The 14,476-nt window shown below is 71.9% G+C and carries 14 protein-coding genes; 9 read left to right on the plus strand and 5 right to left on the minus strand.

The window, feature by feature from the left end; genetic code table 11:
• Positions 1-22 precede the first annotated feature (22 nt).
• Both HDA43_RS08815 and HDA43_RS08820 read right to left on the minus strand, forming a co-directional pair.
• Complete coding sequence (locus tag HDA43_RS08815; protein ID WP_179819249.1) at positions 23-769, minus strand: ABC transporter ATP-binding protein; 747 nt, start codon at positions 767-769, stop codon at positions 23-25.
• Positions 766-1,272, minus strand: coding sequence for a PadR family transcriptional regulator (locus HDA43_RS08820; protein ID WP_179819250.1), 507 nt, complete (start codon positions 1,270-1,272; stop codon positions 766-768). The genes HDA43_RS08815 and HDA43_RS08820 overlap by 4 nt, the downstream gene beginning before the upstream one ends.
• 131 nt (positions 1,273-1,403) lie before the next feature.
• Between HDA43_RS08820 and HDA43_RS08825 the strand changes: the two genes are divergently transcribed.
• The 6 genes from HDA43_RS08825 to HDA43_RS08850 all read left to right on the plus strand — a co-directional run bounded on the left by HDA43_RS08825 (position 1,404) and on the right by HDA43_RS08850 (position 7,882).
• Positions 1,404-2,663 carry an ABC transporter substrate-binding protein gene (locus tag HDA43_RS08825; protein WP_179819251.1) on the plus strand — a complete coding sequence of 420 codons (1,260 nt, stop codon included), beginning with the start codon at positions 1,404-1,406 and terminating at the stop codon, positions 2,661-2,663.
• Positions 2,664-2,786: 123 nt separating this feature from the next.
• A complete protein-coding gene (locus tag HDA43_RS08830) occupies positions 2,787-4,112 on the plus strand; it encodes an ABC transporter substrate-binding protein (protein ID WP_179819252.1) in 1,326 nt (441 codons plus the stop codon).
• Between the two features lie 282 nt (positions 4,113-4,394).
• Positions 4,395-5,753, plus strand: coding sequence for an ABC transporter permease subunit (locus HDA43_RS08835; protein ID WP_179822981.1), 1,359 nt, complete (start codon positions 4,395-4,397; stop codon positions 5,751-5,753).
• A complete protein-coding gene (locus HDA43_RS08840; RefSeq protein ID WP_179819253.1) occupies positions 5,750-6,628 on the plus strand; it encodes a carbohydrate ABC transporter permease in 879 nt (292 codons plus the stop codon). Before HDA43_RS08835 ends, HDA43_RS08840 begins: the two co-directional genes overlap by 4 nt.
• A gap of 77 nt (positions 6,629-6,705) precedes the next feature.
• Positions 6,706-7,383 carry a uracil-DNA glycosylase gene (locus tag HDA43_RS08845; protein WP_179819254.1) on the plus strand — a complete coding sequence of 226 codons (678 nt, stop codon included), beginning with the start codon at positions 6,706-6,708 and terminating at the stop codon, positions 7,381-7,383.
• A 163-nt stretch (positions 7,384-7,546) separates the two neighbouring features.
• The gene (locus HDA43_RS08850) at positions 7,547-7,882 is read left to right on the plus strand and encodes a hypothetical protein (RefSeq protein WP_179819255.1); all 336 of its coding nucleotides are present in this window, start codon (positions 7,547-7,549) and stop codon (positions 7,880-7,882) included.
• A 108-nt stretch (positions 7,883-7,990) separates the two neighbouring features.
• On the opposite strand, the gene HDA43_RS08855 is transcribed toward HDA43_RS08850, so the two are convergent.
• Entirely contained in the window at positions 7,991-8,380 is a 390-nt protein-coding gene (locus HDA43_RS08855) for a VOC family protein (protein ID WP_179819256.1), read from the minus strand.
• A 104-nt stretch (positions 8,381-8,484) separates the two neighbouring features.
• Positions 8,485-9,801 carry a cryptochrome/photolyase family protein gene (locus tag HDA43_RS08860; RefSeq protein WP_179819257.1) on the minus strand — a complete coding sequence of 439 codons (1,317 nt, stop codon included), beginning with the start codon at positions 9,799-9,801 and terminating at the stop codon, positions 8,485-8,487.
• Positions 9,802-9,991: 190 nt separating this feature from the next.
• On the opposite strand from HDA43_RS08860, the gene HDA43_RS08865 reads away from it, so the two are divergent.
• From HDA43_RS08865 to HDA43_RS08875, 3 genes are all read left to right on the plus strand, one after another.
• Positions 9,992-10,996, plus strand: coding sequence for a MerR family transcriptional regulator (locus tag HDA43_RS08865; protein WP_312873122.1), 1,005 nt, complete (start codon positions 9,992-9,994; stop codon positions 10,994-10,996).
• A gap of 112 nt (positions 10,997-11,108) precedes the next feature.
• Positions 11,109-11,630: an RNA polymerase sigma factor gene (locus HDA43_RS08870; protein ID WP_179819258.1), complete on the plus strand. Its 522-nt coding sequence runs from the start codon at positions 11,109-11,111 to the stop codon at positions 11,628-11,630.
• A gap of 44 nt (positions 11,631-11,674) precedes the next feature.
• Complete coding sequence (locus tag HDA43_RS08875) at positions 11,675-12,646, plus strand: YbgA family protein (RefSeq protein WP_179819259.1); 972 nt, start codon at positions 11,675-11,677, stop codon at positions 12,644-12,646.
• A 91-nt stretch (positions 12,647-12,737) separates the two neighbouring features.
• Here the strand turns inward: HDA43_RS08875 and treZ are convergent, their stop codons facing one another.
• Positions 12,738-14,441, minus strand: a complete 1,704-nt coding sequence (gene treZ, locus HDA43_RS08880) for a malto-oligosyltrehalose trehalohydrolase (protein ID WP_312873393.1) — start codon at positions 14,439-14,441, stop codon at positions 12,738-12,740.
• Positions 14,442-14,476 lie beyond the last annotated feature (35 nt).

Genomic DNA, 14,476 nt, shown 5'->3' on the forward strand with positions numbered 1-14,476 from the left:
GCCGGTCGTGCTCATCGGCGGCTCAGCTCCTCAGCTCGACGACGTCGCCCGCGGAGGCACGGGGGCGGCGCCGTACCGGGCCGACGGCTCCGTCGTCGACGATCTGGCCGTCGAGCAGGGAGACCACGCGGTCGGCCAGGCTGGCCACCCGGGCGTCGTGGGTGACCAGGATGATGGTCTGGCCGTCGCGGTGGACCTCGCCGAGCAGGCGCAGGACGTCGCGGGTGTTGCGGCTGTCGAGGTTGCCGGTGGGCTCGTCGGCCAGCAGCAGGCTCGGCCGGTTGGCCAGCGCGCGGGCCAGCGCGACCCGCTGCTGCTCGCCGCCGGCGAGCTGGGCGGGGGCGGCGTCGGCGCGGTCGGCCAGGCCGAGCTCGCCGAGGAGGTACTCCCGGCGCTCGCGGGCCTCGCGCGGGGAGGCCCCGGCCAGCAGCGCGGGCAGCTCGACGTTGTCGGCGACGGTCATGTTGGCGACCAGGTTGAAGAACTGGAAGACGAAGCCGATCTTCCTGCGGCGCAGCAGCGCCCAGGCGCTCTCGCTCAGCGTGTCGACGCGGGAGCCGTCGAGCCAGATCTCGCCGCTGGTCCGGGCGTCCAGGCCGCCGAGCATGTGGACCAGGGTCGACTTGCCCGACCCGGACGGCCCCATGATCGCGACGAACTCCCCCGCCTCGACCTTCAGGTCCACCCCTCGTACGGCGGGCACCGGAACCCCGCCGTCCTGGTAGATCCTGACGAGGTTGACGGTGTTGACGATGGGGGGTGGACTCACGGGAGGTCCTCCTGACAGCGTTCGAGCCAGTCGAGGTCGGCCTGCAGATGCAGCATGGCCCCCTCTATCAGCAGGAGCGCGACGCGATCCCCCCGGTCGGTCCGCTCGGCCAGTTCGTTGAGGTCGCGCATGAGCGCGAGGTAGTGGCGGCGCTGGCGGTTGATCAGCGCCGTCCGGTCCGCGATGCCGGTCATCGGGGCCAGCACGAGCTTCATGAAGAACTCGTCCCGGACCCGGGGTCCCTCGGTGGGTTCGTCGGCCCACGCGTCGAGGGCTTCCCGGCCCTTGGCGGTGAGATAGTACACCTTCTTGTTCGGCCGGTTGGACTGCTCGACGTCCACCGCCTTCACCAGGCCGTCCTTCTCCAGACGACCCAGCGTCACGTAGATCTGCCCGATGTTCGGCGAGGGGTACGCCCTGCCGAATATCTGCTCAAGGGCCTGTTTGAGCTCGTATCCGTGGGCAGGTTCCTTCGCGAGGAGCGCCAGCAGCGACAGCCTCACCCCTCACCTCCTTCAGGAGCTCGTTACCTGAGCGTTACGGCACTATCCGTTGACGCCCACATTAACGCTGTGCATAACATGCATGCATCTACCTAACACGTATGTAACCGCACCGAAACGAGGTGGCAATCATGCGCAGGCTGCTCCCGGTCGCGCTCGCCGCGCTGCTGGCGGCGGGATGCTCGGGGGCCGTCGCGCAGGAGACGCCGGAACGGTCGAGTGGGACCGGTCCGATCACCTTCGTCACGGGACGGGACACGACCGGGTATCTCCAGCCGCTCCTGGACCGCTGGAACGAGGCCCATCCGGCCGAGCGCGTCACCCTTCTGGAGCTTCCGGAGGCGGCCGACGAGCAGCGCGCCCAGATGGTCGCCAACCTCCAGGCCAAGAGCGAACGTTACGACGTTCTCGGCCTCGACGTGGTCTGGACGGCGGAGTTCGCCGACGCCGGCTGGATCGTGCCGCTCGACCGCGGCATGTTCCCGCTGGGCCGGTTCCTGCCGCCGGTGGTCGACACCGCGGTCTACCGGGGCAAACTCTGGGCGGTGCCGTACACCAGCAACGCCGGCCTGCTCTACTACCGCAAGGACCTGCTCGCCGAGCAGGGCTTCAAGCCGCCCACGACCTGGGCGGAGCTGCGGGAGCAGGCCAGGACCCTGCATGAGAGGTACGGCGTCGGCGGCTACGCCGGGCAGTTCCTCGCCTACGAGGGGCTGACCGTCAACTTCGCCGAGGCCGTGCAGTCGGCCGGCACCGACATCCTCAGCCCGGACGGCACGCGGGTCGCCATGGACACCGACCGCGCCAAGGCGGGCCTGGACTTCCTGACCGGCGGCGTCCGGGAGGGATGGATCCCGGCCGAGGCCCTCTCCTTCAAGGAGGAGGAGTCGCGGCTGGCGTTCCAGGAGGGCCGCCTGGCCTTCGCCAGGAACTGGCCGCACGCCTACGGCCCGGCCACCTCCTCGGCGGTCGGCAGGAAGTTCGGCGTGACCCGGCTGCCCGGTCTCAACGGCCCCGGCTCCAGCTCGCTGGGCGGGGTCAACCTCGCGGTCAGCGCCTTCTCCAAGCGGCAGAAGTCGGCGGTGGAGTTCATCCGCTACTTCACCGGCCTGGAGAACCAGCGCCGGGTGCTCGCCGACGGCTCGTTCCCGCCCGTGTGGGCCGAGCTGTACGACGACCCCGGCCTGATCAAGCGATTCCCCTACCTGCCGGTCCTGAAGCAGAGCATCCTGTCCGCCCGCCCCAGACCGGCGAGCGCCAACTACAACCAGGTGAGCCTGGTGATCGCCAGTGCGGTCTCCAACGCCCTCACGCACCCCCAGGAGGAGGACGACGGCGACATCGTCGCCTCCATGAAAGGCCAGCTCAGCGAGATCATACGGACTCAGTGACCGAGGGTGACCCCCTCAGCGAGTCGTCATCCCCGTTCTCGCGCGGCACGGCTTCCCCTTCTCCATCACCCCCCGGAAGACCCGGCCCCCGGGTCCTCCGCCAGCACAGGAGGTCTTCCCAGCATGCGCAAGTCCGTCATCACGATGACCACCGCGGGCCTGGCGCTCGCGCTCGCCGCCTGCGGCGGCCAGAGCGGCGACGCCGCCTCGCCCTCCGCCGCGGCGAGCGGCAGCTCGGCCCCGGCGGCCAAGACCCTCGACGGTGTGAAGATCGAGGTCGCCGCCAAGTGGACGGGCGCCGAGCAGGCCAACTTCGAGCAGGTCCTCAAGGCCTTCGAGGCCAAGACCGGCGCCAAGGTCACCTACGCCTCCACCGGTGAGGACACCGGCGCCTACCTCGGCCCGCGCATCCAGGGCGGCAACCCGCCGGACATCGCGATCCTGCCGCAGCCGGGCCTGATGCAGCAGTACGCCAAGGAGAGCGCGCTCAAGGAGCTCAGCCCCGAGGTGCAGAAGCAGCTCGACGACAACTACACCCCGTACTGGAAGGAGCTGGGCTCCGCCGACGGCAAGGTCTACGGCGTGCTGATGAAGGCGGCGCACAAGTCGCTGGTCTGGTACCGCGACCAGGCCTTCCAGGACGCCGGCGCGCAGCCGCCCACCAACTGGGACGAGTTCGTCAAGACCGCCCAGACGATCGCCGACTCCGGCACCCCGCCGTTCGCCCTGTGCGGCGCCTCCGGCTGGACCCTGACCGACCTGTTCGAGAACGTCTACCTGTCCAGCGCGGGCCCGGAGAACTACACCAAGCTGTCCAAGCACGAGATCCCCTGGACCGACCCCTCGGTCACCACCGCGCTGGAGAAGATCGGCCAGCTCGTCGGCAAGAAGGAGTTCCTGCTCGGCGACACCTCCGGCGCCCTGCAGACGGACTTCCCCACCTGCGTCACCCAGGTCTACGGCCAGGACAAGGCGGCGATGGTCATCGAGGCCGACTTCGTCGGCACCACCGCCGAGGAGTCCAAGGCCAAGGTGGGCGAGGAGGCCAAGTACTTCCCGTTCCCCAAGGCCGGTGACACCGAGCCGGTCGTGCTGGGCGGCGACATCGCGGTGGTGATGAAGGAGTCCAAGGGCGCGATGGCGCTGATGGAGTTCCTCGCCTCCAAGGAGGGCGGCGAGGTCTGGGCCAAGCTCCCCGGCTACCTGTCGCCCAACCGCAACGTCTCGCCCGACAACTACCCCTCCGAGCTGACCAAGAAGCTCGCCCAGACGATCGTCTCGGCCGGTGAGTCCGTCCGCTACGACATGTCCGACCTCGCGCCCAGCGCCTTCGGCGGCACCGACGGCAAGGGCGAGTGGAAGCTCCTGCAGGACTTCGTCCGCGACCCCTCCAAGGTCAAGGACATCCAGGAGAAGCTCGAGGCCGAGGCCAAGAAGGCCTGGAAGTAGAGGAGAGCGGCCGTGACCGAACGGTTGGACGGCCCGCGGGCCCCGCGCGGCGGCGGCGACGCCGCCCGCGGGTCCTCTCCCGGACCGGATGACGCAGCCGGCTCCCCCGCCGGCCCACGCGAGGAATCCCCCTCCCCGGCGGACGCCGGGACCACCGCCGGAACCGCCGCCACCGGGACCACCGGTGACGCGGCCGAGACCACCGGCGCCGGCGCGGACGGGGATGTCCACCCCGCCCTCGCCGACGTTACCCCCGCCACCTCCGCCGACCCCGCCGAGCGGATGGCGCCGGCCGTCGAGCCGGAGATCGCCACCGCCGGGCCGGCCGCGCCCGGGGTGGTGCGCGGCCCCTCCCGGCTGGGACCGTCGCCGACGCTGGCGATCCTGTTCCTGCTGCCGGGAGTGGTGCTGCTCGGCGCGATGGTGATCTACCCGATCATCTACTCGATCTTCCGCAGCCTCTACGACAGCACCGGGGACACCTTCGTCGGGCTGGAGAACTACGGGGCGATCTTCTCCGACTCCGGCACCCTCACCACGATCAGGAACAACCTGATCTGGGTCGTGGTGGCCCCCGCCATGGTGACCGTGATCGGCCTGATCTTCGCGGTGCTGACCGAGCGGATCCGCTGGGCGACCGCGTTCAAGCTGATCGTCTTCATGCCGATGGCCGTCTCCCTGATGGCCTCCGGCGTCATCTTCCGGCTCGTGTACGAGCAGGCCCCCGACCGGGGCGTGGCCAACGCCGTGATCACCTCGGTGCAGGGCGTCTTCGGCAGCCACAACGGCTTCCCCGACGCCCGGCCCCGGGAGAACGACCAGGCGCCCGTCGCCGCCCAGCAGGGCACGGTGGTGACCAAGCAGCCCGCGCAGCCCGGCAAGGCCGTGCTGATCCCGCTGGTGGGCGTGAAGCCCGCCGACCTCGCCACGGCCTCCGCGGCCAAGGCGGCGCCGCAGGCCGGGCCCGGCGAGCTGGCCGGCACCGTCTGGGTGGACTTCACCCAGGGCGGCGGCGGGCGGCTCAACGAGGTCGACGCCACCGAGAAGGCCCTGGAGGGGCTGACGGTCGAGGCGGTGCAGAACGGCGAGGTCAAGGCCACCGCCACCACCGGCGCCGACGGCACCTTCCGCCTCAGCGGGCTGTCCGCGGGCGACTACGTCGTACGACTGCCGCAGTCGAACTTCGAGGCGGCCTTCGGCGGGGTCTCCTGGCTCGGCCCGACGCTGATCACCCCGGCCATCATCGGGGCCTTCATCTGGGTGTGGGCCGGGTTCTCCATGGTGCTGATCGCGGCGGGCCTGTCGGCCATCCCGCGTGACGCGCTGGAGGCGGCCCGCATCGACGGCGCCACGGAGTGGCAGGTGTTCCGCAAGATCACCGTGCCGCTGCTGTCGCCGGTGCTGCTCGTCGTGTTCGTCACGATGATCATCAACACCCTGAAGGTCTTCGACCTGGTCTTCGTCATCGCGCCGGGATCGGTGCAGCCGCAGGCCAACGTGATCGCGCTGGAGATGTGGCGGGTCGCCTTCGGCGGCGGCAACAACCAGGGTCTGGGCAGCGCGCTGGCCATCTTCCTGCTGATCCTCGTCCTGCCGTTCATGATCATCAACATCCGCCGGTTCAGGAGGGACAACCAGTGACAACCTCCACCATCGCCGGGGCCCCGCGGCGCGGCGTCCTCAGCCGGGTCACGGACCGGATCGGCGGCGGCGTGATCCAGGCCCTGATGGTCCTGATCGGCGTCTTCTGGCTGGTTCCCACCCTCGGCCTGTTCGTGGTCTCGATCCGCGAGGAGGCGGCCAACAACTCCACCGGCTGGTGGACCGCGTTCACCAAGCCGGCCGAGTTCACCCTGAAGAGCTACGGCGACCTGCTGGCCACCGGGTTCACCTCGTCGTTCTGGAACACCGTGGCCATCACGGTGCCCGCCACGATCCTGGTGATCGGCATCGCGGCCATGGCGGCCTACGCCTTCGCCTGGATGGACTTCCCCGGCAGGGACCCGCTGTTCCTCGTGGTCGTCGGCCTGCTGGTGGTGCCGATCCAGATCGCGCTGATCCCGATCGCGAAGCTCTACGGCGCCCTCGGGATCTTCGGCTCCATCGCCGGCGTGGTGCTCTTCCACGTCGCGTTCGGGCTCCCCTTCGCCATCTTCCTGCTCCGCAACTTCTTCGTGGGCATCCCCGCCTCGCTGCTGGAGGCCGCGCGGATGGACGGCGCGAGCGAGTGGCGCATCTTCTCGACCGTGGTGTTCCCGCTGGCCAAGCCCGCGATCGCGTCGCTGGGGATCTTCCAGTTCCTCTGGGTCTGGAACGACCTGCTCGTCGCGCTGGTGTTCGCCGACTCCGACAACCAGCCGATGACCAAGGCCCTGCAGTCGCAGATGCGGCAGTTCGGTACCAACATCGACATCCTGGCGCCGGGCGCCTTCCTCTCCCTGATCATCCCGCTGGTGCTCTTCTTCGCCTTCCAGCGGTACTTCGTCCAGGGAATGATGGCCGGCTCGGTGAAGTAAGGGGGCAGGTCCGGTACGGCTTGCCCGGTTTTCCCGGGCGAGCCGTACCGGACCTCAAAGGTCGATAGGGTTTCCCCATGTCCGCACGCCCTTTGAACGAAGTCGTGGAAGCCGGGTGGGCCAAGGCCCTGGAGCCGGTCTCCGGCAAGATCGCCGAGATGGGCGACTTCCTCCGGAAGGAGGTCGCCGAGGGCAGGCAGTACCTCCCCTCCGGCCCCAACGTGCTCCGCGCCTTCCAGCAGCCCTTCGACCAGGTGAAGGTGCTGATCGTCGGCCAGGATCCGTACCCCACGCCGGGTCACCCGATCGGCCTGAGCTTCTCCGTGGCCGCCGACGTGCGCCCGATCCCGGCCAGCCTGCGCAACATCTACAAGGAGCTGACCGAGGACCTCGGGCTGCCCATGCCGAGCAACGGCGACCTGACCCCCTGGGCCGAGCACGGCGTGCTGCTGCTCAACAGGGTCCTCACCGTCATGCCGGGCAAGCCGGCCTCGCACCGGGGCAAGGGCTGGGAAGAGGTCACCGAGCAGGCCATCAGGGCGCTCGCCGAACGCGGCAAGCCGCTGGTGGCGATCCTGTGGGGACGCGACGCCCGCAACCTGCGGCCGATGCTGCACCCCTACCCGGCCGTCGAGTCGGCCCACCCGAGCCCGCTGTCGGCCCGCAACGGCTTCTTCGGCTCCCGCCCGTTCAGCCGCGCCAACCACCTGCTGGAGGAGCAGGGCGCCGACCCGGTCGACTGGCGGCTCCCCTAGTCTCCACCGTTGACCCCCGGCCGGATGGCCGCCGCAGGTGGGCCGATCCGCGAGAACGGCACCCGGATCCGCGGGTCCCGTCCCGCGGATCACCCCCTTCCCCGCCTCCGTGTCCCACCTCCCGGGTCGGCCCTGCCCGCCGGGGGCACTAAGATTTACCACCATGAGTGATGAATCGGGCACCGAACGTTATCTTCGCCTCACGGTCGAACTGACCGTGGAGGTGAACGACCTGGGCGCGCTCCAGGCCGCCGCGCTGAAGGAGATCAACCACCCCGAGGCCGACCTCGACGACGCCGAGCGCCGGGAGCAGGCGGAGCTGGTCTCCGCCGACGAAAGCGGGGCGACCGCGCTGCAGTGGCTCATCGAGCCGGACCACGTGCTCGGCCTGATCGAGCACATCGAGTCGATCGAGCCCCGCGAGGCCGTGCTGGGCGTCGAGCCCTCCGAGGGCCCCGCGGAGGAGGACGAGGACGGCGAGCACGACCACCACCACTAGGTCCTGTTCCGTCAGGTCCTGTTCCGTGGATCGTCCCGCCCGCCGAGGCCGCCGGGGACCCCTCGCCGCAGCGGGGATCCGCGGAACGGCACCCGGGCGCCGCGGAACCTAGGCGAAGCCGTCCCCGAAGGCCCAGAGCTGGCCCTCCAGGTCGAAGGCCAGATAGGCCCTGGCGCCGTCGGGGGTGGCTTCGATCTCCGTCACGATCTCCGCGCCCCGGCCCGCCGCCCGCTCGTAGTGGGCGTCGAGGTCGTCCACCACCACGAACACGCCCTGGCTGACCGCGGGCAGGTCCAGGGCGCTGCGCAGGTACGGTTCGCCGTCGCGGACCGGGGCCACCACGACCACCGCGTCCCCGAGCGCGAGCCGGGTGTGTCCGGGACCCCCGCCGCCGGGCGGGGCGGTCAGCGGGCGGAACCCGAAGACCTCACCCAGCCACGCCACGGCCGCCGGGGCGTCCTCGTAGCGAAGGAACGGGACCACGCGGGGCGTCGACATGCCGGCCTCCATCGAGCCACTCGGGACGTGCGCTGCCTTCACGCCGAGCTTGCCACCGCCGGGCGGCCCCGTCAGCCCCACCGGCCGATCCGGCGCCCGTCCGGTCAGGCCGGGGACACCAGGGGCGGCGGATAGCCACGGACCGCTGACGGCAGGCGCCAGGGTTCGTGGAGCGTCTTCGGCGGGACGTTCCGGAGCTCGGGCACGTAGCGGCGGATGTACTCCCCGTCCGGGTCGAACCGCCGGGCCTGCCGTACCGGATTGACGGTCCGGTTGAACCGGGTGTCGTTGCCGGTCCCGGCGACCCACTGCCAGTTGCCGTAGTTGTTCGCCACGTCGCCGTCGAGCAGGAGGTCGAAGAAGTGGTCGGCGCCCGTCCGCCAGTCGACCCGCAGCCGTTTGACCAGGAACCACGAGGTCAGCAGCCGGGCGCGGTTGTGCATCCAGCCCTCCTCCAGGAGCTGCCGCATCCCGGCGTCCACGATCGGCAGCCCGGTCCGGCCCTCCTTCCACGCCTGGAGGGCCTCGGCGTCGTCGTTCCACGTCAGCCCGCGCGGCCGGTAGTCGGCGCGGTTGATGGCCGGGAAGGCCATCGTCACCTGGTAGAAGAAGTCGCGCCAGCAGAGCTGCCTGACGAAGTCATCGCCGTCCTCGGTCAGGGACGCGAGCTCCAGGGGCGACAGGCAGCCGAAACGCAGGTAGGGGCTGAACTTGGAGGTGCGGTTGCCGGCCAGGTCGTCGTGGCCGGCGGCGTAGTCGGCCACGCAGTACTTCAGCCACTGCCGCATGCGCCGGCGCGCCACCGTCTCGCCGCCCCGGAACAGCTCGTGCGGCCGGTGCGGATGGCCGGGCGGCGGGACGCCGGGATCCAGCCCCTCGGGGAGGGTCACCCTGGCCGGGGCGGGAAGGACCTCGCGGCGGGAGTGGGCCTGCCAGGCCCGCCAGTAGGGGGTGAAGACCCGGTAGTGGTCCCCTCCCCCGGACGGGGTGACCGCGCCCGGCGGCACGACCGTCACCCCGGGGAAGGCCCGGAACCCCATCCGGTGCCGCTCGCACTCCTCGGCCAGGCGGCGCTCCCTGCGCCGCGCGAGGGCGCTGACGTCGGCGCTGACGTGGACGGCCTCGACCACCCCCGCGGCGGATCCGCCGCCGGCCCCGCCACCGGCGATCTCCCGGGCCAGCCGGACGGTCTCGGCCACCGGATCGCCCCGGCGGACGACGAGGTCGCCGCCCCGCTCCCGGAGCGACCGGCGCAGGTCGGCGAGGGACTCCGCCAGGAACCCGGACCGGCGGCCGGCGGGCACGGAGGGGTCCAGCACGAAGAGAGGGACGACCCGGCGGGCCTCCGCGCACGCGGCGGCGAGCGCCGGGTGGTCGTGCACCCTCAGGTCGCGATTGAGCAAGACGATGACGGTGTCCATCGACGATGACTTCGCGTGACCGGCCGGGAACGGTTGCACCCGCCGGGGGCCGAGCCGGGAGCCTCCTCCGGAGCGCCCTGCATCCGCCCAGGTGGGCCGCACGAAGGAGTAGTCGTGGACGGACGCCCCGAACCGGAGGCGTCGCACTGCTGGCAAGCTGGTGCCGGACGATGACCGGGGAGGGATCGGGGTGACGACGAGAATGGACGAACCGGGCAGGCCGGCCCCCGAGGACGAGCCGGGGTACGGCATCGGCGCGGTCGCGCGCCGGCTCGGCGTGCCCGCGCCCACGCTGCGCACCTGGAACCTCCGGTACGGCATCGGGCCCAGCCGCCGCAGCCCGGGGGGGCACCGCCGCTACGACGCCGACGACCTGCGGCGCCTTGAGGAGATGAACCGCCTCATCAAGCTCGGCGTCCCGGCGGCCGACGCGGCGCGGGAGGTCCTCAGGCCCGGGGCCGCCCGGCGGGAGGCCCCCTCCGGCCGGCCGCCGCGTCCCGGCCCCGGCCAGGACGCCGCCGCCCCCTCCGCCCAGGGCGGTCTCGCCCTGGAACGGATCGTCCCGGCCGCGCCGGGGGCGGGGACGCAGATCCCGACCGCGGCGATGCTGGCGCGGGCCGCGGTGGCGCTGGACAGCTCGACCGTGGCCGAGTGGATCGGCGCCGCGCTGGAGCGGCACGGGGTGGTGTGGACCTGGGAGAAGCTGGTGCTCCCGGTCTTCGAGACGATCTGCCACCGCCAGGCCGAGACCGGCGCGAGCGTCGAGGTCGAGCATCTGTTCTCCGACCGGGTGCTGGCCGCGCTGACCCGGCTCGTCCGGCGCCCCGCCCGGCCGGTCAACGACCGGCCGGTGCTGCTGGCCTGCGCCGCCGAGGAGCAGCACAGCCTGCCGGTCCACGCCCTGGCGGCGGAGCTGTCCGCCGTACACCGCCTGGAGACCCGGGTGCTGGGGGCCCGGACCCCGTATCCGGCCCTGGCCGACGCGATGCGGCGGCTGAGCCCGGCGGTGGTCTTCGTCTGGTCGCAGCGGTCCGAGACCGGCGACCCGGCGCCGCTCGGTTCGCTGCCCACGCTGCGTCCGGCGAGCCGGATCGTCGCGGGCGGCCCGGGCTGGCGGGAGGGGCTGCCGCCGTCGGTCGCCCTCGTCACGTCCTTCCCGGAGGCGGTCACCCGGATCCGCGAAGCGGTCCGCTGAACCCGATCCACCGATCCGGCCCGCCGCGCTGAGCGGCGGGCTCATTTGCGCTCATGGAAGCCGGCGGGTATGAATAAGTTTTGAATAGGTTTCCAGGGTCAGTGAGGCCACCATGACAGACACCCTGAACGTCCGGCTCGCACAGGGCGACGACGCGGCGCTGGCCGAGTGCCTCACCGCGCACGGCGCGCTCATCCGTTCCTACCTGCGGCGTTTCATCCCTCCGCAGGACATCGAAGACGTGCAGCAGATCGTGTTCGCCGAGGTGTGGCGCTCGCGGCACCGCTTCGACCCCGAGCGCAACCTGCCGGCCTGGCTGATCGGCATCGCCCACAACCGGGCCGTCGACCACCTGCGGGCGCGAACCCTGCAGACGGTGCCGCTGGACGTGGTCGCCGACCCGCCCGGCGCGGACGGCCGGGTCGACGGTGACGGGGTGGCCGCCCGCGACGAGCTGCGGCGGGCGCTGGCCGAGCTGCCCGCGCCCCAGCGTGAGGCCATCGAACTGGCGTACTACGGCGAGCTGACCCAGCGGGAGATCGCCGAGAGGCTGAGCGTGCCGCTCGGCACGATCAAGGCCCGTACGGCGCGCGGCCTGCGCCGCCTGTCGGACATCCTCGTCCCGGCGGCATGACCCGCCCTGAGGACGACACGGACCGGGGGGACACCATGGATGACATGGGCGAGTGGAACGACACGGAACGGCAGCCCCGGCCGCGGGTGGCGGTGTCGAGCTGCCTGCTGGGCGACCCGGTGCGCTTCAACGGCGGGCACAGCCGCGACCGCTTCGTCAGCGGGGAGCTGGACCCGCACGTCGACTGGGTGCGCGTCTGCCCCGAGATGGAGATCGGCCTCGGAGCGCCGCGCGAGTCGCTGCGCCTGGAGCGCTCGGCCGACGGCCCCCGCCTGGTCACCAGGAAGACCGGGACGGACCTGACCGGCCGGATGAACGCGCTGGCCGCCGAGCGGGCGCTCACCCTGGACGTGGACGGCTACGTCTTCAAGGCCAGGAGTCCCAGCTGCGGCATCCACGGCATCCCGATCTACGCGGGCGACAGGGTCGTGGACCGCGGGGCCATGGGCGTCTTCGCGGCCCGCGTCATGGACGCCCACCCGCTGCTGCCGGTCGAGGACGAGGGCCGGCTGAACGACGCCCTGCTCCGCGAGACGTTCGTGGAGCGGATCTTCGCGTACGCCCGGCTGCGCGCGCTGCTGGAGAGCGACTGGCGCCCGCGCGACCTGATCGCCTTCCACTCCCGGCACAAGATGCAGCTGCTCGCCCACGACCCGGCCTCCTACCACCGGGCGGGGCAGGTGGTGTCCCGGGCGGGGACGGCCTCCCGGGACGAGCTGGCCGTCGCCTACGCCCACGCCTTCCGCACGGCCCTCACCCGCAAGGCGAGCATCGGGCGCAACGTCAACGTCCTCCAGCACTGCATGGGGATGATGAAGGACCACCTGGACGAGACCCGCCGGGCCGACCTGGCGGAGGTGATCGACTCCTACCGCGCCGGGGAGGTGGCGCTCAGCGTGCCGGCGACCCTGCTGCGCCACCACGCGCGCGGCGAGGCCGCCGAGTACGTCCGCGACCAGACCTACTTCGCGCCCTACCCCCGGGCGCTGCGGCTGCGCAACCACGTCCCGGCCTGACCGCCGCACCGGCCCGCCGCCCGGCCGCGTCCGACCAGACCCCGGACGCGCCGGGCGGCGTCATGACCGGTGTCCCCCGGCCCCGGGAAGGTCAGCCGGCTTTGACGATCGCCAGGGAGCGCGGCGGCAGGAACAGCTCCTCACCCTCGGCGGTGACCTTCGGGTCGGAGGCCAGCAGCACCTGGCCCGGCGCGAGCCGTACGGTGAGCGCGACCTGGCCGAGGTTGGCCGCGACCTGGCACGAACCCCGGTGGACGACCAGCCAGCCTTCGCCGTGGTCCACCCGGACCCGGTCCAGCCGGGGATCCGACAGCTCCGGATGCGCCCTGCGCAGCGCGATCAGCGCCCGGTACCAGTCGAGATGCGCCCGGTGGGCGTCCCGGTCCAGCTCGCTCCAGTCGAGCTTGGAGCGCAGGAACGTCGTCTCCTCACCCGGGTCGGGGGCCCGCTCCGCCCAGTCGTCGTAGCCGAAGCCGACGAACTCCCGGCGCCGCCGGTCGGCCTCCCCCTCCCGCAGGTGCGGCTCGACGTGGTCGGTGAAGAACAGGAACGGCGTGCTCGCGCCCCACTCCTCACCCATGAACAGCATCGGGGTGAACGGCGAGGTCAGCAGCAGCCCGGCGGCCAGCCGCAGCGCCTCGGCCGGCATCCGGTCGCCCTCGGCGCGGTTGCCGATCTGGTCGTGGTTCTGCGCCGCGCAGACGAACCGGTACCCCGGGACGTGCCGCGCCGGGCGGCCGTGCGAGCGGCCCCGGAAGGACGAAAAAGTGCCGTCGTGGAGATAGGCGCAGGTCAGCACCTTGGGCAGCGCCCCGGCGAAGTCGTCGTAGTAGCCGTGCCGTTCCCCGGTCAACGCCACGTGCAGGGCGTGGTGGACGTCGTCGTTCCAGGCGGCGGCCAGGCCGTGCCCGCCGGCCTCGCGCGGGGTCATCAGCCGGGGGTCGTTGAGGTCGGACTCGGCGATGAGCGTCAGCGGCCTGCCCACGGCCGCCGACAGCGCGTCCACCTCGGCCGACAGCTCCTCCAGGAAGTGGACCGCCCGCCTGTCGTGCAGCGCGTGAACGGCGTCCAGCCGCAGGCCGTCGACGTGGTAGTCGCGCAGCCACTGCAGCGCGTTCTCGATGAAGTAGCGGCGCACCTCGTCGGAGCCGGGGCCGTCCAGGTTGACCGCCTGCCCCCAGAAGGAGGCGGCGCTGTCGTGGAAGTAGGGGCCGAACGGCGCCAGGAAGTTCCCCGACGGGCCGAGGTGGTTGTAGACGACGTCGAGGATCACCCCGAGGCCCCGCAGGTGGCAGGCGTCCACGAACCGCTTGAGCCCGTCGGGGCCGCCGTAGTTGTCGGTGACGGCCCACAGGTCCACCCCGTCGTAGCCCCAGTTGCGCGTCCCCGGCACCGGCGGCACCGGCATGACCTCCACGAAGTCCACCCCCAGCTCGACGAGATGGTCGAGCCTGCCGGCCGCCGCGTCGAAGGTCCCGGCGGGGGTGAAGGCGCCGACGTGCAGCTCGTAGATCACCGAGCCGGGCAGGCTCCGCCCCCGCCACAGGTCGTCGTTCCAGGCGAACCGGTCGTGGTCGTACACCCGGCTCGGGCCGAAGGTCCCCTCGGGCTGCCAGCGGCTGCGCGGGTCCGGCATCGGGTCGCCGCCGTCGACGCTGAACCGGTAGTCGGTGCCGTGACCGGCGCCGACCACCTCCGCGGTCCACCAGCCGCCGCCCGCGGCGTCCATCGAGTGGCGGACATCCCCGATCACCACGTCCACCGCCGTCGCCGCGGGCGCCCAGACCTCGAACACGCCGTTCACTCCCTCTCCAGAGCCGCGGGCGCCCA

Origin of the sequence: Streptosporangium sandarakinum (assembly GCF_013409935.1) — a bacterium.
GTDB classification, from domain to species: domain Bacteria; phylum Actinomycetota; class Actinomycetes; order Streptosporangiales; family Streptosporangiaceae; genus Streptosporangium; species Streptosporangium nondiastaticum.